Raw genomic sequence first — 16,701 nt, forward strand, 5'->3', positions numbered from 1 at the left:
ACAGGCGCAGCGCATTGGCGGCAGACAGCCCAGACGGGCCGATGCCCCGTCCGCCAGCAAGCCGGGCAGCCAGCGTCGCGGGGGAGGGCGATGCCATCCCGAGGGGTGTCTTGATTCCACGCCAGTACAGACCTTTACGGATGTGGCGCAGATCCTCGTTGGCCACCAGCTCAGCGAGCAAACGTTGCGCAGTGGACGGCGGCAGTTTGAGGTCGGAGGGCTTCCAGAACGTGTTCCGTGAACGCAGAATCTCACCGCGAACCTCCCGCGCTGCGGGGCGGTCGCAGTGGGTTGATCGCTGATTCATCGGGGGCCTCCCTTGCTGCAACATGATACGAGAATCTCTCAATTTGTGGCATGGGTGGCGCCGCCGCACCATGCACCTAAGGTCATCTTCGGGGCCCTAGATGCCCGGAATTGAGACACCCGGATATCTCGGGCTGATGGTTGATCGCCGCGTAGCCCAGTGTCCCACCAGTGTCCCAAGGCATGCTCAAACTAGCCGGATAAGGCGACATAGCTGAGACGGGCAAACCGCCCTGACCGGTACTAACGCGACGCGATGCAACAGCGGATCACGTTCTTGAGCTCCCTGGGGGTCAAGTGGTCGCAGGTTCAAATCCTGTCAGCCTGACAAGTAAACCAGCAGGTCAGAGTCGGTTTCGGAGGAATCCGGAGCCGCTTTTTTCATACCCCCCGGGGGTACGTACCACAACGCCATACCCCAACCAGCTCGAACGTGCGTTCTCACAGGCCGAGCGCCGAACCGTAGCCATTGACCGCGGCTCGTGTGGTGTCCACACGGTGCCCCACAGCGACCCGTCCCGAAAACACGACTGCCGCGGCTTCGACATCATCAACTGCCTCGACCGGCGCAGCGAGGGTGGAGGGTACCGTGGTCAGCCACCTGAACGCCGGACCTTGGGGCAGGTTGAGTTCGTTAGGGCCAGCAGTCTGATAATTCGATCCTGTCTATCGCGAGGGTGCGCTCCTTAGCCAGTGACTCCCCGGAATGCGCCGGGCTAGGCCGTCGTCGATCATCTGCTGGAAGTGCTCGGTGATGGTCTGTTCGACGGGCCGGTAGGTCAGTCCCAACTCGCTTCGGCTGCGGCTGTTGTCGAACGCGAGGGGGTAACCAACGTTGAGTTCAATGAACTTTCTCGTAAACCCGACTATTGGTGCGATTGCTTTCACCATCGATTTGTTTGCCGTCCCGCGGGGGAAGGGGTAGAGGGGGCCGAACCGGCGGCGCAGGATCTTGCCGATCTCCAGCAGTGTCAGTGATTCAGCGTTGACGATGTAGCGGCCGTGGGCCTCTGGGGTGAACCCGGCGCGCAGGTGGGCCTCGGCGACATCACGCACGTCCACCACACCCATGGTCAACGCGGGCGCTCCGGCCAGCAGGGTGCCGTCGGTGAACTGCTTCATTGTGGCTAGGCTGGCCGATTCGCTGGCACTGGTGAGTGAAGGTCCGAGCACCAGACCGGGGTGGACGGTGACCATGTCCCACCGGTCCTGGGCCTTCTGGTAACGCCAGGCCTCCCGCTCGGCCACGGTCTTGGAATACGGATACGGTTGGTGCTCGACGCTGCTGGTGGTATTCCAGTGCTCGTCGGTGAAGACGCCCCCGGGGACATCCCGAGACTCACAGTTATCGCCGTAGATCGCGACCACGCTGCTCGTCAGCACCACCCGCTTGACGGTTTGTGTACGGCCGACCGAGTCGAGCACGTTTCGGGTGCCCTCCAACGCCGGGCGGACCAGCGCCTCCTGCGCATCCTTGAATCCGGAGAGGATAAACGGCGATGCGGTGTGGATCACGAGTTCGCAACCGCCCATGGCTTTGTCGAAGCTGCCGGGGTCGAGCAGGTCGGCTTTGAATAGGTGGAGCCGACCCGGGTGAGCCTCTGACAGGTGGTGTAGATGCTCCAGCCCAGAAGTCTTTTGTGGGTTGCGCACCGTGCCGTGCACGATGTAGCCCCCCTCAAGGAGCGACCGGACGATCCAGCTGCCGATGTAGCCGCTGGCACCCGTTACAAGCACCGGCGCTACCGGGTCTATCGCCGTCGATGATCTGCTCACGGTAGTTTCTCTCCTTCGGGTCGACTCAGGGCTTGCGCTCAGTCTGGCAGAGCTGGCGGCGACGGTTCCCTCCCGATTCATCCCTTTGCGCCAATAGCCTTTGATCGCCGGCATCCACCCCGATCGGCCATCTCGATGATTCTCCCAACGCACCGCGTAAACATCGGTGCACAACGGAACAGATCGAAGAAGAACCGGACCTTATCGGCAGAGCCGGAGCTCATTGTCACTGGGGCGGTCGGAGCCCCGGTCAGTGTCGCCTGGTCACCGGCGGCCGCACGTGCCTGTTCCTCGCTCAATTGAAGCAGACGACGTAACCGCGCATTGTCGGCACGCAGGGTGTCAAGTTCACCCGGGAAACTCTCGATACCGTTAGCGATCCCTTCTCCCTGAGTGTCAGCTACTCGACGCCGCGGATGAGTTCGACAGCTTCGATCATGCCGTAGCGTGCCATTAAGTGGTCAAGGATCTTTTCGACGCTGGACAGAGGCCGAACAAATCGGGAAGCCATGGCAATCACCGCGTGATGGGCGGCGTCGGGGGAGACCGCGACGGTATCGGCCGCGAACTGCGCAGGTGAGATCACTTTGACTGGATTGGGGATTCGTTGCGGTGGAAAGTCTTTCAAGTTGCTGGTGACGATCACGTCCGCGCCTCCAACCAGTGCAGCCGCCACCACGTGTTCGTCGTCGATGTCGGGCAGCCCGAACGTGCCTTCCAAGCCTTCCCAATTCGCCACGATGGCGTCATCAAAGGCCGTACTCCTCGTGATAACTCAACTCATCGAGGATCGCAGTGGACCACAACGGCCGATACAACCCCTCGACCGCGAGCGAAAGCAGAAAGTCGCGCTGCAGGCTGGGCCACAGCACCGAGGTGTCCAACATCGCGGCGAACATTCGTCGATGTTGTCAGCGCGTTGGCGCCTTGGAACGCCGCCGTTCGGCGACGACCCTACGTGCTTCGCGCAGCCGCTCGCGAACGACTTCCGGATCGTCGTCAGCGTCGATTTCGACCGCTGTGGCCGCCAGCGCCTCGTACTGGCGATTGCGGCGCTGCTCACGGTAGGCGAGAACATCGTCGAGTAATAGTCGGTGACGATTGCCGATCCGCTCCGCCGGCAACGTCCCGTCGGTGATCAGGCGGACCACCGTCGGTCGGCTGACTCCTAACAGATCTGCCGCCTGTTGGGTGGTTAACTTCATCGTCTGCGGGGCGATGGTGACTGCCTTGCCGGCATGCAACGCCGCGACGACCTTGGCCAACGCTTGGTGTACTGAACGCGGCAACTCGATGCGGTCATGTTCACCGATCCCCACGAGGGCATAACTAGGCGATGCCACCGTTCCTCGGAGTCGTTCATGGGTAGCGAGAAACCCGACGACCGAAGCGAGCGCGTCAGGATCCTCGGGGATGAAGGTGGCTGTCTCTGCGGCCTCGGCGCTCATGTCCGCTCCCATCTGAACTATCCGAAATAATGTTTGGAACGTTCGAATAATACCGCAAGATGAGGGCCGCTGCGTTGCCGGTGCTTAACCCGAACACCTTCAAAGTCTGCGAAACCGCGCCATCGCTGGGACCATCCTGGGACCACACGTTATGCGCGATGCTGAACGACCTGCGCGTCCATGAACGTCACACACGGTGCTCTGACCGCGAAAACCAAACGTGAACTGGGAAAACGTCCTACCGCTACTTCCTGGGGGTCAAATGGTCGCGGGGTCAAATCCTTTCAGCCCGACATAGATAAGTGGGCCTTGGCGTGCGATAACACGGATTCTCGGCCCGATTCTTTGCGTGGTGTGTCGATCAATCTGGGACCAAACGGCTGTTGGCGGCGCGTTTACCGGACTCATCCAGAGGAGTTTTCGGCCGGTTCGACTGCACGTCATGCACGCTATGCGCGCCTATGCACTTGCGCGGCGCAGCGGAGGGCGCTGTCTTCGTCCTGTAGTTGAACGCTGGTCAAGTGGGGTAGTCGCAGGTCTATCTGCGCATTGTGCGTGGGTCGGGAACCAGTCCTGAAGTTTTCCAGGCTGTTGGGGCTCGCCGTGCTTCGGGAAGCCGTTGGAGATCGACTTCCGGGTCGTCCGCAGTATGGCAGAGGCGGTCAGCTCCCGCCGAGCGCCCTGCGCGCCAAAGCTGCTGCCGCGGGACTGACGATGTCCCGCCGCGTCCGGGTGACGGGCTGATCGGTCACGTTGATCAGAACGTCGTAGACGGGGAGCTGGCGCACGGCGGACTCCGAGATAGGCCGACCGTCGGAGTAGCGCCAGCCGAGTTCGGCCAGCAACGCAGCTATCGTGTCGAACGGCAGACGGGATCCGGTCGAAGCCGCTGCAAACGCCAGGACAAGCAGTGTTGCCTGCGCCTGAAACGTCTTGTCGGATTTGGGAATCAGCCGTTCGGCCAGATGCTCCCACAGTCTGCCGGTGTCACGTTGAGCCGCTACACCTGCCTTGGTCAGCAACAGGGTGCCCTTGTGTTTGCGCAGCAGCCCTAGTAACTGCATGCCTTCGCGGAACTGCAGCAATGGGTAGCATTGGATCTCACGGTTGTGCTTGCCGATCCAATCATTCATTGTCGGAACGACTTTGGCGGCAGCTTCCACGTCAGCCGGTTTGAGGTATCCGGCAGCCGTCAATGGAATGCCGCTGTCTTTGGCGCGGTCCAACAACCACTGGTAGGCACCAAGGTTGGCACCAACAGTGGCAGTGTTCAGCGGTCGCGAATCGGCCAGCGTGAGTGCTGCCGTCGTCAGGCCGTTGCCGTAGGAGGTGCACGCGAGCCGATGAACCAGGTCGACCAGGCGTAGGTCGATGCCTGCCTCGCGTAGCGCGAAGTACGCGTCGCCGAACCCTTTGTTGATCCGTTCCAGCTCGAAAAGCGCGGGGTCGGGAAGCACCTCGGCGAGGCCGTCGGCGTCGACAAGGTGCCCGCAGTCCTCCGGTGGGGCAGCGCGCTCACCATCGACGACGACCGCTGCAGGACAGTCGGTCTGCGCGGGAAGCACCTCTTCGAGGCGCAGCGTCAACTCCCAATTATCGCCGTAGTCGTAGAGGTAGTGCAGGACGTCGCCGGGCTCACCGAGGGTTTCGTCGAGTCGAGTCTCGGCGGCGGGTATCCCGTCGTCGTCCTCTGGCCACTCTTTGTTGTCCACGTCGTACGCGCAGAGGAACACTTGGCTGTGGTCATCGAAGGCGCCGCCGCCGAGTGAGAACCGATGCAGGTGCGAGTCGGTCCAATCGAACGCCACCTGCAGGACCTGATGCAGAATGTCCAGCGTCAGGTTCGAGCGCAGGTCCAGCCGGCGCCAAATCGTCGGATCGCTGCCATCGAGTTGCACCTGGACCCGGTAGACGACGACATCACCCCGTCGCGCGTGCCGCAGATCCGGGCGCAACTGCGGTTCGGGTACCAGCCGCAGGTATGGGCGAGCACTCATGGGGCCAACCTTAGGGTGTCGGTATGCCGTTGTCGGAGAGGGCGCTGCTGGAGGAGGCCGGTGACCGGAGCTTTGCCCGTGGTCAAGACTACGTCCGATACGTTCGAGGTCTCCGGATCACTGCCGAGAAGGCGTATGCCTCGGTGCAGGCCAAGCGGGTCTACATCGTGGAGCTGGACTGGTCCGGTCCGCAACCCGATGGATCGTGCACGTGCCCGCACCATGCCGACGGCAACTTCTGCAAGCACCTGGTGGCGGTCGGGCTCGCGGTGATCGACAGCGGCGCCATCGACGACGTCCCTCAAGCAGCATCGACGCTGGAAGCGACCGTGCAGGGGATGGACGTCGACGAGCTTCGCGAACTCGTCATGACCCTCGCTCATCGCGACGGCGAAGTGCGCAGGATGCTGGAGGTTCGTGCCACGGCCGCATTCGGCGACGACACGACCGCGAAAGCCGAGTTCGAGGCTCACGTGCGAAACGCCCTGGAGTTCCGCGGATTCGTCGACTATCGCGAGTCCTACGCGGTCGCACAGGAAGCCAGTGAAGTACTCGACGAGCTTGAGAACCATCTGAACTCAGGGGCCGCCGAAATCGTGCGACCGGCCTTGCGATGCGCATTGACCCTGCTGCGCGCGACCACCGAGCAGGCTGACGACTCGTCGGGGGCGATCGGAGTTGAATGCGAGCGGGCCGCTGAGCTGTACGCGCAAGCGTGTCGCCTCGGGGCGCCCGACCCGGCCGAACTCGCCGGGTGGCTGGCGAGTTTTCGTGCCACCTCTCCGGGATGGCCGACGCTGGTGCTCGCGGATTTCGTCGATGTGTTCGACGACCATGCGCTCGCAACCTACCGCGCGGCGGTCGCGGAGTTGGACCGTCAGCACGCCGGTCGCGACCACTTGAGCCGGTTTGAGGTCGACGCCATGTTGCTGGAACTTGCCGATCACGACGGCGACGTCGACCGGGCCGTCGCCCTGCTCAACGACCGGGAGCGCCGGCAATACGGGGCGATCATCGCTCGCTTGCGGGAGGCCGGACGCGACGACGAGGTGGTGGACTGGATCGATCGAGCGGTCGCCGAAGACCGAATCAGCAGCCAGGTCGGCGGAAATGACTATTGGCTGAGCCCATCTGCGGTCGCCGAGGCCTACCGGGAACTCGGCCGCATCGACGATGCGATCGATGTTCTACGTGGCGATTTCGTCCGGCAACCCACGATCCGCGCCTATCGGGCCTTGCTGGATTTCGCCGCCACCATCGATTGCGCCGATACCGAACGCGCCTGGGCGTTCGACCACGCGCGAAAATTGGCTGGTGGCCCCAGCGCCGGGTCGGTCCTGGTTCAGCTTTCACTGAGCGAGGGAGACGTGGACGCTGCCTGGGAGGCGGCCGACCGCTATGGTGCCGGCTGGGCATGGCAGGAACTCGCTACCCAGGGGGCGGAGGTTCGGCCGATAGCCGCTGCCGACCTGTACCGGCCGCAGCTTGAGAATGATCTGCAGCGCCCCAACACCAAGCTCTACCCGGGCATTGCCGCGACGCTGGCAACGATGGCCAAGCTATATGAAAGGGGCGGCCGCAGCTCTGATTTCGCCTCATACATCGCCAAGATTCGGCACGACTACGGCAGGCGCCCCTCGCTGATGAAGGCGCTCCAAGCGAAGGGGCTCTGAGCGACCTCACTCCTGTCAGCGCTCGCCGAGCGCTTTCGCCGCTGTGGACACCTTCATGACCAAACGGCGCTCGCGGTTACGGACGGGGACGAAGTGGTAGTGCTCGTAGAAGGATCGCGCCTCATCGTCTTTGGCATCAACGACGATGAGTCGGCCGCCGCCGATTTCCGATGCGGCGACGGCTTTGCCTAGCGCGTCGAGGAGCAGCTGCTCGCCATATCCCTGACCCCGCAGCGACCTGTCGATGGCCAGGCGGGCGATCAAGTATCCGGGAATGCGGGAGTAGTCGCCGGCCATGGATCCCGAGACGCCGTCGTCGTTGCGTACTACTTCGGTGGGGCAGATCGCGAAATAGGCGCTGGCTTTCTGTTCGCCGAGCGGGGTCCACACGTAGACATGTGCGACTCCGCTGCTATCCGCGCGACGCGCATGGGCGATGAGCCAGGCATTCAGCGTCTGCTTACCGCAGTCGAATCCTTCCAACGTGTGGTCGTCGGTGAGTCGCGTGGACTCGAACATTGTTTAACGCCTAGTGAAGACCGCTGCTTTGCGTGCGGCTGCCGCCAGCCGCGGTGCGTCGTCAGCAACATCGAGCGAGGACATCAATTTGTCGAACTGTTCGGGTTCCATTGCCGTTACCAGCTCCTGACGCAGGATGTCTTCGGCCCGTTGCATCGCCGCTTTTCGTACGAACTCCGATGTCTGCTCGTGGACAAGGTTGGCGGCGCGGTGGATACGATCCAAGGTCGCTTGCTCCGCGCGAAGCTCGATGCGCTTCGTTTTGACTGTCACAACGACGCCGCCTTCTTTCCTCAGTCATCTCTGCTCTGGCTATTGATAGCTTGATTGTACGGTGAATGTACGTACACGGCTAGTGAGGGTTTGTGGCTCGCCGCGGTTGCGGTTCTCATTGTGGTCATCGTCAAGGTAGGTTCTATCGCCCAAGAACGCCACGCTGAAGCCGAGGAGCAGGCGCGTGTGGAGCGGGCAGCACAAGCAGCTGCTGCCAAGCGGCAACGGGAAGAGCGATCTCGTAAGGAAAAGCAACAGCGCGTCGAGAAGCTCGGCGCCAAGAATGCCGCACGGGTCGACTCCGCGCAAGCTGCGGTGAAACAGGTTGTCGCATCAGAGGCTGCCCGCGCAGGATGGCTCGGCGATGTTGACTTCACCGCCGATATCCAGGGGATCACCGACAATTTTCAGAAAGTCCATGCGCTGCGCAAAATCGCTACGGAGTTGTCCACCTTGGACAAGCCCAGTGCTGATGACCGCCGAATCCTCGCAGAAGCCAAGAGCACAGCCACCAATCTGGAACGCACCGCTATCGAACGCGTGCAACTGATCGGCAAGTGTGCAACCGAAGCCCATCTCATCGACAAATCGCTGCGCACCGAACGCAAGGACGCTCGCACTGCCGAGCAACGTGCCGAGTTGCACGGCAAGTTGAGCGCCATGCTCTATGGGATTGAGGCAACCCCGGACACCACGCCGACGGATTCGGCCGCAGACGCGGTGATGGCGCGAGTCCACGCCTACCGCGAGATCAAGAACCAGATTCAGCGAACCCGCGACGGCGGGAACTGATGACGGGCGACAACCTGATGGCTCACCGTCACCCGGAGCCGGCAGCGACATCCAGACTATTGGGCAACGGTAACTACGCTGGCTCGATTCCATGGCCGGTCAGCACACGATAGAGGTGGTATTCATGTCGAAAATAATCGCGATCACGGTGTTGGCCATTTTTCACATTTTTGCCGTGCCAGCAGCAACGACTGCGGCACCGCGAAACTGCACGTCTGCCAATCCGTATCCGCCTTACTATTCTGTCTGCAATGGATACGGACAGTCGTGCTACCTGGCGTTCAGCAACTGTTCGACAGTAAAGGGCACGCCTGGAACATGGAATCCTGGTGGGTACACACCGTGTCAACATCAATACGGCTGTTGATCATCGAAGCGAGAGCCGATTTCGTTGGCAGAGTTGGTCACTCAACCGGTCCGCCCTCTAGATCTCTGCGGCTACAGGCGGCCTAGTGGCCGAGGCCGTGGTGGATCACCCGACGTCCCTGACGGGCGTCTTCTCCACGGTCATTCTGGCTGACCATGATCCTAAATCATTGCACAGCAGAGGAATTAGGCGTCCAACGCGGGGAAGACGACGCGCGATCCGTCGGCGCTACGCGCGATTTCGATCGCGACATCATCGCTAAGTGAATCGATGGTGTCGGACCTTCGGACAAGACAGCAATCCCGGTGCTGGCGCCGGAGTTAGCAGACCAGTGAAGCCGCGGCTCCGCCATTGTGTGCCCTGGCAGTTTCGAGGGCCGGACATCACCCGGCGCGGTTTCCGCGGGGACCATTATGGGAGCAGGATCTCACTGACGCGAACTCGATCCCACATTCGGTTGGCCGTATCGCAGGAATCATCGAGGACGGTAAGTTGCTGAGATGGGCACCGTGCTGCTACCGATCCCCGACCTGGACTTCGACCCGACCGAGGTCGCTGTTAGCTGGCTGGTGTTGACCCGTGACGGTCATCGGGTGATTTTCGCGACGGAGAGCGGCGCGCCGGCGTGTGCAGATGACATCATGCTGACCGGTCGTGGTCTCGATTTTTGGTCTGCCGTGCCGGTAATCGAGCGAGTCGCCGTCGTCGGCCGGATGCTTCGCGCAAACCCGGACGCGCGTCGGGCATATTCGCAGATGCTGCAATCAACCGAGTACCAACACCCGATCGCGTGGATGAACGCGACGCTAGAGGGCATCGACGCGCTGCTGCTGCCGGGCGGCCATCGCGCCCGCGGGATGCGCAGCTACATCGACAGCCCGACCCTTCAACGTCTTGTGGTCGATGCGTTCAAGCGCCAGTTGTTCGTCGCGGCGATCTGTCATGGGGTATTGCTGGCGGCTCGCAGCGTTGATTCGGCGACGGGCCACTCGGTGTTATACGGCCGCAAAACCACCTCACTGACATGGCAACTCGAACGCAGCGCGTGGCGAATCTCGCGCCTCACTCGTTTCTGGGATCCCAACTACTACCGGACCTACACCGAGGAGCCCGGCCAGCCCGCCGGGTACATGTCTGTGCAGGCCGAAGTGACCCGTGCGCTAAAAGATCCCGCCGATTTTAGTGATGTCGTGCGCGGCAGCGAGCAATGGCGGAAGAAGACCTGGGGACTTGCCCGCGACTCGATGACTGACTCACGTCCGGCCTTTGTCGTCGACGACGGAACCTATGTGTCCGGCCGTTGGCCCGGGGACACTCATACGTTCGCGAAAGTGCTGTCCCGCAAGCTCGGCGGGCGAGCGAGTTGAAGACGAATCTTTAGATTCGGGACAGCGCTGAGTCACCTTCAGTGTGCTGGCGCACGGGCACCTGGTTGCCGCCGGCTTGGAACTCGTAGTCGGCTAGAACAATTCGGCCGTCGACGGGTTCGGCCCGCAGGGTGGCGGGGAGGTTATCTTCGGCGGCCGCCCATGCCTCAGAGCACGCCTGGCCGTGAGTCGAGTTGGGCGTTGCCGGGTGTCTCGCACAGCGTGGCAAAGCCGCCCTGCCTTCCGCCGCCTGCTTCGGTGTGGACGCAACTCGGTAGGAGCGACTGTGTGGCGTGCGCAGCGTGCCCGGCATGCGCAGCTGGTGTGGCAGCGAGCGCAACTGGCGCCGCAGCGATCCCGAAAGAAGCGCCGCCAGCGACGAGCAGGGCGGCAAGCATATTGAGCGGAGCCTTCATCTCAATTCCTTTCGGTGTGCTTACGTTCCAAGTTACAGACTTCGCCAGAAATGAGAAGCAAAGGAGACAGCACTCACACTTCTGCGGGGGTGCTCGCTGTGACGCGATGGCTGTCATTGGCGGTCTGGTGGGCCGCTCTATTCACCAACTTTGTGCTCACCGCTAGCGCATGCGGCACACTGTTCGACTATTGACATCACATTGATTGCGCTAGTTGTCATCGCCCTGGTTCTCGGAGGTTTCGCCCTGTTCAGGCGGGGCCGGTTCGCGTTGTTCTTTCTCGCCGCCGGATTGTTCACCGCCCTAGGGGTGCTGGCGGTGGGGATAAACGCCGAGTGGCTGGCGGCGCTCGACGCGTCCGTTGAGACTTGGTTCGAGGCTCACAGATCCCGCAGGGGGCGTGTGGATGCGAGAGGGATCTTCCGTTTCGTGGGTTCACCGATGCACGTTGCGAGTGTCGCTGCGGTGTGCGGCGGGCTGCTCTCGTTTCGGGCGCGTTCGGTGATTCCGGCGTTCCTGGTGGTCGGCGGGGTCGGATTTGGCGTCGTAGCGGAGCACACGTTAAAGGCGATAGTGGGGCGGACGTCCACCGCGGTGGCGGAGTTGCAAGGAAGGTCGTCACCGTCTTACTTCGAGCACTCGTTTCCCTCTGGTCATGTCACGGCTAACGCTGCGCTGCTCGGCCTAATCGCGGTGTGCCTTGGGGTCGGTTGGAGTCGCGCTGCCAAGACAGCGCTAGCGGTGCCGGTGGTTGCCGGCGTTCTGGTCATCGCCTTCGTCGCGGTGTACTGCGGAGCGCACACCTTCAGCGATGTCATCGGCGGGATGATTCTTGGCGGGGCGATAGTGACCCTGGGCGCCGCGACCTTGAGTGCCACGAATCAGCGCCGGTCTGCTGCTGCACAAGGCGGCCAATCGGGACCCACGGGCAAGAATGATGTTCGGCCCGGGCGTTAGGCCCTGCGTACCGGCGGTGGGGTCCAGGCGCCGTCGAGCACCGCACGCGTTGGCGCATAGAGCCGCATCGTCACGCCGAGCGGGCCCCGCGGGGCTGGGAGCCAGTTCGACTCCCGTTCCGGTCCTGGATTGGTGTGCTGCAAGTACAAGTCCAGCGAGCCGTCCGTGTTGTACCTCAGGGCGTCGCGATCACCGATAGCGAATCGATTGATTTCGTTGGCCACCTGGTAACCCTCTTCGTCGTACATCGTCACTGACCAGAACGCATCGACCGGCGGCAGCTTGTCGGCGTCAAAGCGGATGACGTAGTCGTTCTCCCCGGATGGCTGCTGGGCGGTCGTGTCTGTGAACAGCAGCGGGTAGACCGCATCCTCGGGGGGGTTGGCGCCTAGCCCGACCAGCGTGACCTGCGCACGGCGGAAGTAGGAGTTTCCGTAAACCCCCATGTTCTCGGTGACACTGATCCAGCCGTCGATGATGTTGCCCAGCGCTGTCGCGCCGGACTGTAGCGCCGTCAGCGCGTCCTGCTTGCCGGCCTCAATCTCGGTCCGCTCGGCTGCAGTGAATCGCCCTGCGTCGAAGGGCTTACCCGGATAGATGCCGATATTCGCCAGTCGGGCAATGATCGAAAAATCCGTGGTGTGAGGCGGATTCACTGCGAGCAGATCGGCGGCATAGGTCAGGTAGTCCAGCGCAGCCATGCTGTTGACTTTGCGCGGCGGCTCAGTCGATACGTCGAAGCTGTCATCCTTTACGTGAGGCGCCGGCGGCGTCAGCGGAGTGATGGAGTAGCCGTCCTGCACGGCATGCACTGCGGAGTAGTCGTCCGGGCCGTTGGTCTGAGTACGACCGATGATCCACGCGTAGGGCGTCGGAGACTTGATGACCGGGATGCCGTCAGGCAGTGGCCCCGTTGATCCTGGCCCGACCACTACATACTTCTGCTCACCTGTGCCGGAGGTTCGCTTGCCCGGGTTGGCGAAGACATCGGTCCACATATCGAGTAGCGGCAGCATGAAGTACCGATCTCCGGTGTCGGGGACACCAAGGATGACCGGGCCACCAGTCAGGTCCAGCCAAGTCGTGGAGTAGAGGGTGTCAAAGTTAGGTCGCACCACGGCGCGGAAATCAGCGTCTGGGTAGGCACGGATGTGCTGAAACTGGTTCGGGGCGCAGGCCAATGGGCCGTCCGCCCGGTTGATGGCCTGCAGTCGGGTGATGTCCATCGTCACCAGCGGATAGAAGTAGATGAAAGCCTCGTAGCTGAGCGTCCGCAGGTCGGTTGACAACGTGGTCACGACATCGTCCCCTTTTCAATTGACTGACTGTGCAGTGGCGCGGATGTCGAATCGCCCAACGTCCGCCCGCGCCGCCAAGCCTATCCGCACCTCTTGGTGTGATAGCGCGTCAGGAGACATCACCCACAGCGAGGGACAACGGTGGCGAATAGCGCGACAGCAGCAGGTATCGGTAGGCCAAGAAACAAGCCACAGCGCGCCGTGGGCGGGCGGGACTTCGTGCTCTATCAACGCACCTCGGAAAATGATCGGATAGCAGTAGGTCTTTGTGATGTGGGCATCAGATGGAGGCAGGGCAATGAACGTTTCACAACAATCGCAGACCAGGACGCGCATGTTCTGCCGTGTGATCGGTCCCTACATTGTCATTGCCTGCGTGGCGGCGGTGGTGCGCGCCTCGGACATGCAAGCATTGTTTTCCGAGCTTGACGCCAATTCAATGGTGAGCTGGTTGAGCGGCGTATTGGCTCTGCTGTTCGGCCTTGTCGTTGTCGCTTTTCATCCATATTGGCGAGGGGCTGCGGCGATTATCGTGTCCGTGGTGGGCTGGCTTGCCGTACTGGAGGGGCTGTTGTATCTGGTCTTCCCCACGCCCGTCGTTTCACTTGCTGACGGCATGATCGGCGCGCAAGCACTGTGGGTGGCGTTCTGCATCGTTTTCGGCCTGGTCGGGCTGTATCTGACCTACGTTGGCTGGGCCCCTACAGCCACTGAGCCGACATCACCAGACGCCAGCTCAACAAAGGATGATCTGCCCAGTACTGCCTGATCGATGGCTCGACCTCGCTCAATATTTTCCAATCAACGTGACAGTGTCCGCTCGGCGCAGACTCCGACTTGGGCGATGATTGACGTTAGGTCGTCGCGATGAAGTCACGCACCAGGTCGGCGAAGCGGTCCGGTTCATCGAGGTGCGGGAAATGGCCGGCTCCGTCGAACAACTCGATGCGACACCACGGCATCGACCCCTGTGCACTGATCGCGTGCCATGCCGGGATCATCCGGTCCCGGGAGCCCCAGACGATGAGCGTCGGAATCGGCAGGGTGTCGGGCAGGTAGTCGTGGGCGTTGACAGTCTGGCCCCCGGGGTCGATGACGGCGCGGGTCGTGGCAAGGAAGGCGCGCCGGCTCGCCGCATCGCCGAGCGAGGTGAAGCCCCGCCAGATCGCGGTGATGTCCGAGCTGGGTGTCCAGCCCACCTTGGCCAGGGCCCGCCCGACGCCCTCGGCCCGCGAAAGCATCCACCGCGATGCGAGGACGGGCAGGACCCATCCGGCCCCGGGCAGCGTCGCCGATCGCAGGATCGGGTTGACCTCCCGGCCAAGCCCGCCGCTCCCGACAAGCACGATCCGATCGACGCGCTCCGGAAACAGGTAGTAGAACACCATCGCGATCCCCCCGCCGAGGGAGTGTCCGACGAGGTTTACCCGGTCGATGTCGAGGCGGTCCAGCAGGTCGCGCATCGTTGCCGCTTGGGAGCCGAGGGAATAGTCTCCTACCGGCTTGTCTGACTCGCCGTGCCCGAAGAGGTCCGGCACGATCACCCGGTGGCCGTCATCCATCCTGTCGATGAGGTGGCTCCACTGCTGTTGCGAACCGAGGATCCCGTGGATGAACAGCAGCACCGGGCCCGTGCCGCTGTCCAGGTAAGAGAGCTCGTGGCCGCGGAGGGTCAAGGTCCGACTTGTCAGCGGTTCCATGACATCTCCCCAACGGTTGTCGCAGTCCACCTTCACAACCCTGGCTGAATGCTAGGCGATTTGGCGTTTGGTCGGCTAGCGGTTCGGTGGCCTGATATTCGGCGGCGCCGCCGTTTGAGACGCCAGGGCAAGCCTTCGTTCAGGAAGACTCGCGCTCCGGACGTGCCGGCGGCGGTCCCGCCGCTTCCTTGAGATCCTTGTAGGCCTGCAGCGTGTGGTGGGCGAGTTGAGGGAGGTCGTCGATCGTCGCGGCGTTGGCGACGAACCCGAAGTCCATGCAGTCGTGATACGAGGACAATGTGGCGTTGAGCCCAACTGAGGCGGCGAGTGCGGAGACCGGGTAGATGCCGAGGAGGCGTGCACCGTTGAGGTACCGGGTCTCCTTGGCGCCCGCAATGTTGGATATGACGAGGTTGCATGCGGGGTGCCCGACGCGGTCCAGGTGGGTGGAGGCAGCCAGGCCCGCGAGCGCGACGAGTCCGACCGCGTAGGTCATCGCCGCGCCGGTCGACAAGCCGGCCAACTCCTTCTTGGCCGTGGCGACCGAGTCCACCACTTGGTGGATCCGCTCCGTCATGGTCGCGCCAGGCGCGCCGAGTCGTACGAAGATCGCCGACACTCGGGTGCCGATCGCTGTGTCGCCGTCGGCGCGCAGCGACACAGGACACATAGCGATGAACGGGTGTGCGAAGGCGCGGTCGGTCTCGCGCAGGTAGGCATGCAGCCCCGCGTCGATGACGGTGACCGCCACGTCGTTGAGGGTCGCCCCGAAGTGCCGACCGACCTCGTGCATCTCCTCGAGCGGAAGCGAGAGTGTTGCGAAGGTTCGCCCGATTTTCAGCGGCTCGTTGGTCGGGGCGTGCTGCGCCCCGAACGGCAGGCTGCCTTCGAGATGCGATCCCACAAGCCCGCCGAGCACCTTGCGCAGCGCGCCGACCGAAATCTGGTTGAGTGCCTCGACCTGCGTGAGTGCCCCGCGGATGGTGCCGGCGATTCTCTCCGTGAGCGGGGTCGGCGGGTGTGGCGTGGGTGCCGGCACGTCGAGTGCAAAGCCAGGTTTGGGGACGGTGTGCCGATCGGATGTGCTCAGGCCTTCGTATAGCCGTTTCAGGCCGGATTCACCGTCGATGATGGAGTGATGAGTCTTGGTGTAGATCGCGAACATTCGGTCCGGCACTCCATCGATCACCCAGCAGCGAAAGAGCGGCCGGTCGCGATCGAGTTGCGGCTCGTGCAGATCGGCGATGAGCCGCAGCAGGTCGTCGTAGGAGGCTCGGGCGGGGAGTGCCAGGTGCTCGATGTGGTAGCGCGGGTCCCAGTTCGTCACCTCCCGGAAATGGGGCCCGCTGCGACCCAGGAGCTCCGGCACATAGTTGAACGGCGGCGCCGGCGGGTACGCGCGGTACGTCTCCACGATCTCGCGCACGATGGGCGCGTGACTGGTCGGCTTTTTGAACAACAGCATCGCGCCGACGTGCGTCGTGCCGGCTGGTGATTCGATCAGCAGCCAGGAAAGATCAAGCGGTGGAATCGGTTTGGTCATGACCTGTCTCCCATCGGAGGTGCTGGCAACCGCAGACCGACATTTGAGCCGGTCAATCAGGAAATCCTAATAGTGACGCCGAAGGGGGGAGCCACGGCGATGGCCAAACGCATGACGACGGTTATCGGTGCGCGGCAGATGGCAGTGCGCGTGCCACCTAATCGCAGTACCACGCGTAATCTCCTGACGGTTAGCCTCCGTATTGCGACACCCGGCTGGGTTGGGTGCCCAACCGTGACTTCGGTGGCGAATGGCCAAGACGTATAGGG

Annotated in this window: 16 protein-coding genes and 1 pseudogene; 5 read left to right on the forward strand and 12 right to left on the reverse strand. The window is 62.7% G+C overall.

The features are described from left to right. The 6 genes and pseudogenes from ACPGXI_RS10475 to ACPGXI_RS10500 form a co-directional block, all read right to left on the reverse strand. Positions 1 to 307 (reverse strand): annotated as a pseudogene (locus ACPGXI_RS10475) (hypothetical protein); the annotation flags it as partial. Between the two features lie 665 nt (positions 308 to 972). Continuing rightward, positions 973 to 2,082, reverse strand: a complete 1,110-nt coding sequence (locus ACPGXI_RS10480; protein WP_526652535.1) for an SDR family oxidoreductase — start codon at positions 2,080 to 2,082, stop codon at positions 973 to 975. Between the two features lie 400 nt (positions 2,083 to 2,482). After that, positions 2,483 to 2,821 carry a hypothetical protein gene (locus ACPGXI_RS10485; RefSeq protein ID WP_526652537.1) on the reverse strand — a complete coding sequence of 113 codons (339 nt, stop codon included), beginning with the start codon at positions 2,819 to 2,821 and terminating at the stop codon, positions 2,483 to 2,485. 10 nt (positions 2,822 to 2,831) lie between these two features. Further along, on the reverse strand, positions 2,832 to 2,981 hold the full coding sequence (locus ACPGXI_RS10490; protein WP_526652539.1) for a hypothetical protein: 150 nt from the start codon (positions 2,979 to 2,981) through the stop codon (positions 2,832 to 2,834). Between the two features lie 12 nt (positions 2,982 to 2,993). Then, a complete protein-coding gene (locus ACPGXI_RS10495; RefSeq protein ID WP_526652541.1) occupies positions 2,994 to 3,530 on the reverse strand; it encodes a helix-turn-helix domain-containing protein in 537 nt (178 codons plus the stop codon). Positions 3,531 to 4,192: 662 nt separating this feature from the next. Next, on the reverse strand, positions 4,193 to 5,527 hold the full coding sequence (locus ACPGXI_RS10500) for an IS1096 element passenger TnpR family protein (RefSeq protein ID WP_526652543.1): 1,335 nt from the start codon (positions 5,525 to 5,527) through the stop codon (positions 4,193 to 4,195). 23 nt (positions 5,528 to 5,550) lie between these two features. On the opposite strand from ACPGXI_RS10500, the gene ACPGXI_RS10505 reads away from it, so the two are divergent. Next, complete coding sequence (locus tag ACPGXI_RS10505) at positions 5,551 to 7,200, forward strand: SWIM zinc finger family protein (protein ID WP_526652545.1); 1,650 nt, start codon at positions 5,551 to 5,553, stop codon at positions 7,198 to 7,200. A gap of 15 nt (positions 7,201 to 7,215) precedes the next feature. On the opposite strand, the gene ACPGXI_RS10510 is transcribed toward ACPGXI_RS10505, so the two are convergent. Then, entirely contained in the window at positions 7,216 to 7,719 is a 504-nt protein-coding gene (locus tag ACPGXI_RS10510) for a GNAT family N-acetyltransferase (RefSeq protein ID WP_526652547.1), read from the reverse strand. Positions 7,720 to 7,722: 3 nt separating this feature from the next. Beyond that, the gene (locus ACPGXI_RS10515; RefSeq protein WP_526652549.1) at positions 7,723 to 7,992 is read right to left on the reverse strand and encodes a type II toxin-antitoxin system TacA family antitoxin; all 270 of its coding nucleotides are present in this window, start codon (positions 7,990 to 7,992) and stop codon (positions 7,723 to 7,725) included. A 120-nt stretch (positions 7,993 to 8,112) separates the two neighbouring features. On the opposite strand from ACPGXI_RS10515, the gene ACPGXI_RS10520 reads away from it, so the two are divergent. Then, entirely contained in the window at positions 8,113 to 8,784 is a 672-nt protein-coding gene (locus ACPGXI_RS10520) for a hypothetical protein (protein WP_526652551.1), read from the forward strand. Between the two features lie 867 nt (positions 8,785 to 9,651). Further along, a complete protein-coding gene (locus tag ACPGXI_RS10525; RefSeq protein WP_526652553.1) occupies positions 9,652 to 10,518 on the forward strand; it encodes a type 1 glutamine amidotransferase domain-containing protein in 867 nt (288 codons plus the stop codon). Positions 10,519 to 10,685: 167 nt separating this feature from the next. Here the strand turns inward: ACPGXI_RS10525 and ACPGXI_RS10530 are convergent, their stop codons facing one another. Then, on the reverse strand, positions 10,686 to 10,934 hold the full coding sequence (locus tag ACPGXI_RS10530; RefSeq protein ID WP_526652555.1) for a hypothetical protein: 249 nt from the start codon (positions 10,932 to 10,934) through the stop codon (positions 10,686 to 10,688). Between the two features lie 201 nt (positions 10,935 to 11,135). Between ACPGXI_RS10530 and ACPGXI_RS10535 the strand changes: the two genes are divergently transcribed. Continuing rightward, the gene (locus tag ACPGXI_RS10535; protein ID WP_526652557.1) at positions 11,136 to 11,891 is read left to right on the forward strand and encodes a phosphatase PAP2 family protein; all 756 of its coding nucleotides are present in this window, start codon (positions 11,136 to 11,138) and stop codon (positions 11,889 to 11,891) included. Here the strand turns inward: ACPGXI_RS10535 and ACPGXI_RS10540 are convergent. Beyond that, a complete protein-coding gene (locus ACPGXI_RS10540; RefSeq protein ID WP_526652559.1) occupies positions 11,888 to 13,189 on the reverse strand; it encodes a DUF1254 domain-containing protein in 1,302 nt (433 codons plus the stop codon). The two genes, ACPGXI_RS10535 and ACPGXI_RS10540, sit on opposite strands and share 4 nt — an antisense overlap. A 298-nt stretch (positions 13,190 to 13,487) precedes the next feature. Between ACPGXI_RS10540 and ACPGXI_RS10545 the strand changes: the two genes are divergently transcribed. After that, entirely contained in the window at positions 13,488 to 13,958 is a 471-nt protein-coding gene (locus tag ACPGXI_RS10545) for a hypothetical protein (RefSeq protein ID WP_526652561.1), read from the forward strand. A gap of 85 nt (positions 13,959 to 14,043) precedes the next feature. On the opposite strand, the gene ACPGXI_RS10550 is transcribed toward ACPGXI_RS10545, so the two are convergent. Beyond that, complete coding sequence (locus ACPGXI_RS10550) at positions 14,044 to 14,889, reverse strand: alpha/beta fold hydrolase (RefSeq protein ID WP_526652563.1); 846 nt, start codon at positions 14,887 to 14,889, stop codon at positions 14,044 to 14,046. Between the two features lie 139 nt (positions 14,890 to 15,028). After that, positions 15,029 to 16,432: a wax ester/triacylglycerol synthase family O-acyltransferase gene (locus ACPGXI_RS10555; RefSeq protein ID WP_526652565.1), complete on the reverse strand. Its 1,404-nt coding sequence runs from the start codon at positions 16,430 to 16,432 to the stop codon at positions 15,029 to 15,031. Positions 16,433 to 16,701 lie beyond the last annotated feature (269 nt).

Origin of the sequence: Mycobacterium sp., from assembly GCF_049608025.1 — a bacterium.
In the GTDB taxonomy this organism is placed as follows: Bacteria; Actinomycetota; Actinomycetes; order Mycobacteriales; family Mycobacteriaceae; genus Mycobacterium.

Bases quoted from the DNA above. Each gene is read 5' to 3' on its own strand.
- ACPGXI_RS10505 (WP_526652545.1), top strand. From the start codon at position 5,551: ATGCCGTTGTCGGAGAGGGCGCTGCTGGAGGAGGCCGGTGACCGGAGC.
- ACPGXI_RS10525 (WP_526652553.1), top strand. From the start codon at position 9,652: ATGGGCACCGTGCTGCTACCGATCCCCGACCTGGACTTCGACCCGACC.
- ACPGXI_RS10530 (WP_526652555.1), bottom strand. From the start codon at position 10,934: ATGAAGGCTCCGCTCAATATGCTTGCCGCCCTGCTCGTCGCTGGCGGC.
- ACPGXI_RS10495 (WP_526652541.1), bottom strand. From the start codon at position 3,530: ATGAGCGCCGAGGCCGCAGAGACAGCCACCTTCATCCCCGAGGATCCT.
- ACPGXI_RS10500 (WP_526652543.1), bottom strand. From the start codon at position 5,527: ATGAGTGCTCGCCCATACCTGCGGCTGGTACCCGAACCGCAGTTGCGC.
- ACPGXI_RS10555 (WP_526652565.1), bottom strand. From the start codon at position 16,432: ATGACCAAACCGATTCCACCGCTTGATCTTTCCTGGCTGCTGATCGAA.
- ACPGXI_RS10510 (WP_526652547.1), bottom strand. From the start codon at position 7,719: ATGTTCGAGTCCACGCGACTCACCGACGACCACACGTTGGAAGGATTC.
- ACPGXI_RS10550 (WP_526652563.1), bottom strand. From the start codon at position 14,889: ATGGAACCGCTGACAAGTCGGACCTTGACCCTCCGCGGCCACGAGCTC.
- ACPGXI_RS10490 (WP_526652539.1), bottom strand. From the start codon at position 2,981: ATGTTCGCCGCGATGTTGGACACCTCGGTGCTGTGGCCCAGCCTGCAG.
- ACPGXI_RS10545 (WP_526652561.1), top strand. From the start codon at position 13,488: ATGAACGTTTCACAACAATCGCAGACCAGGACGCGCATGTTCTGCCGT.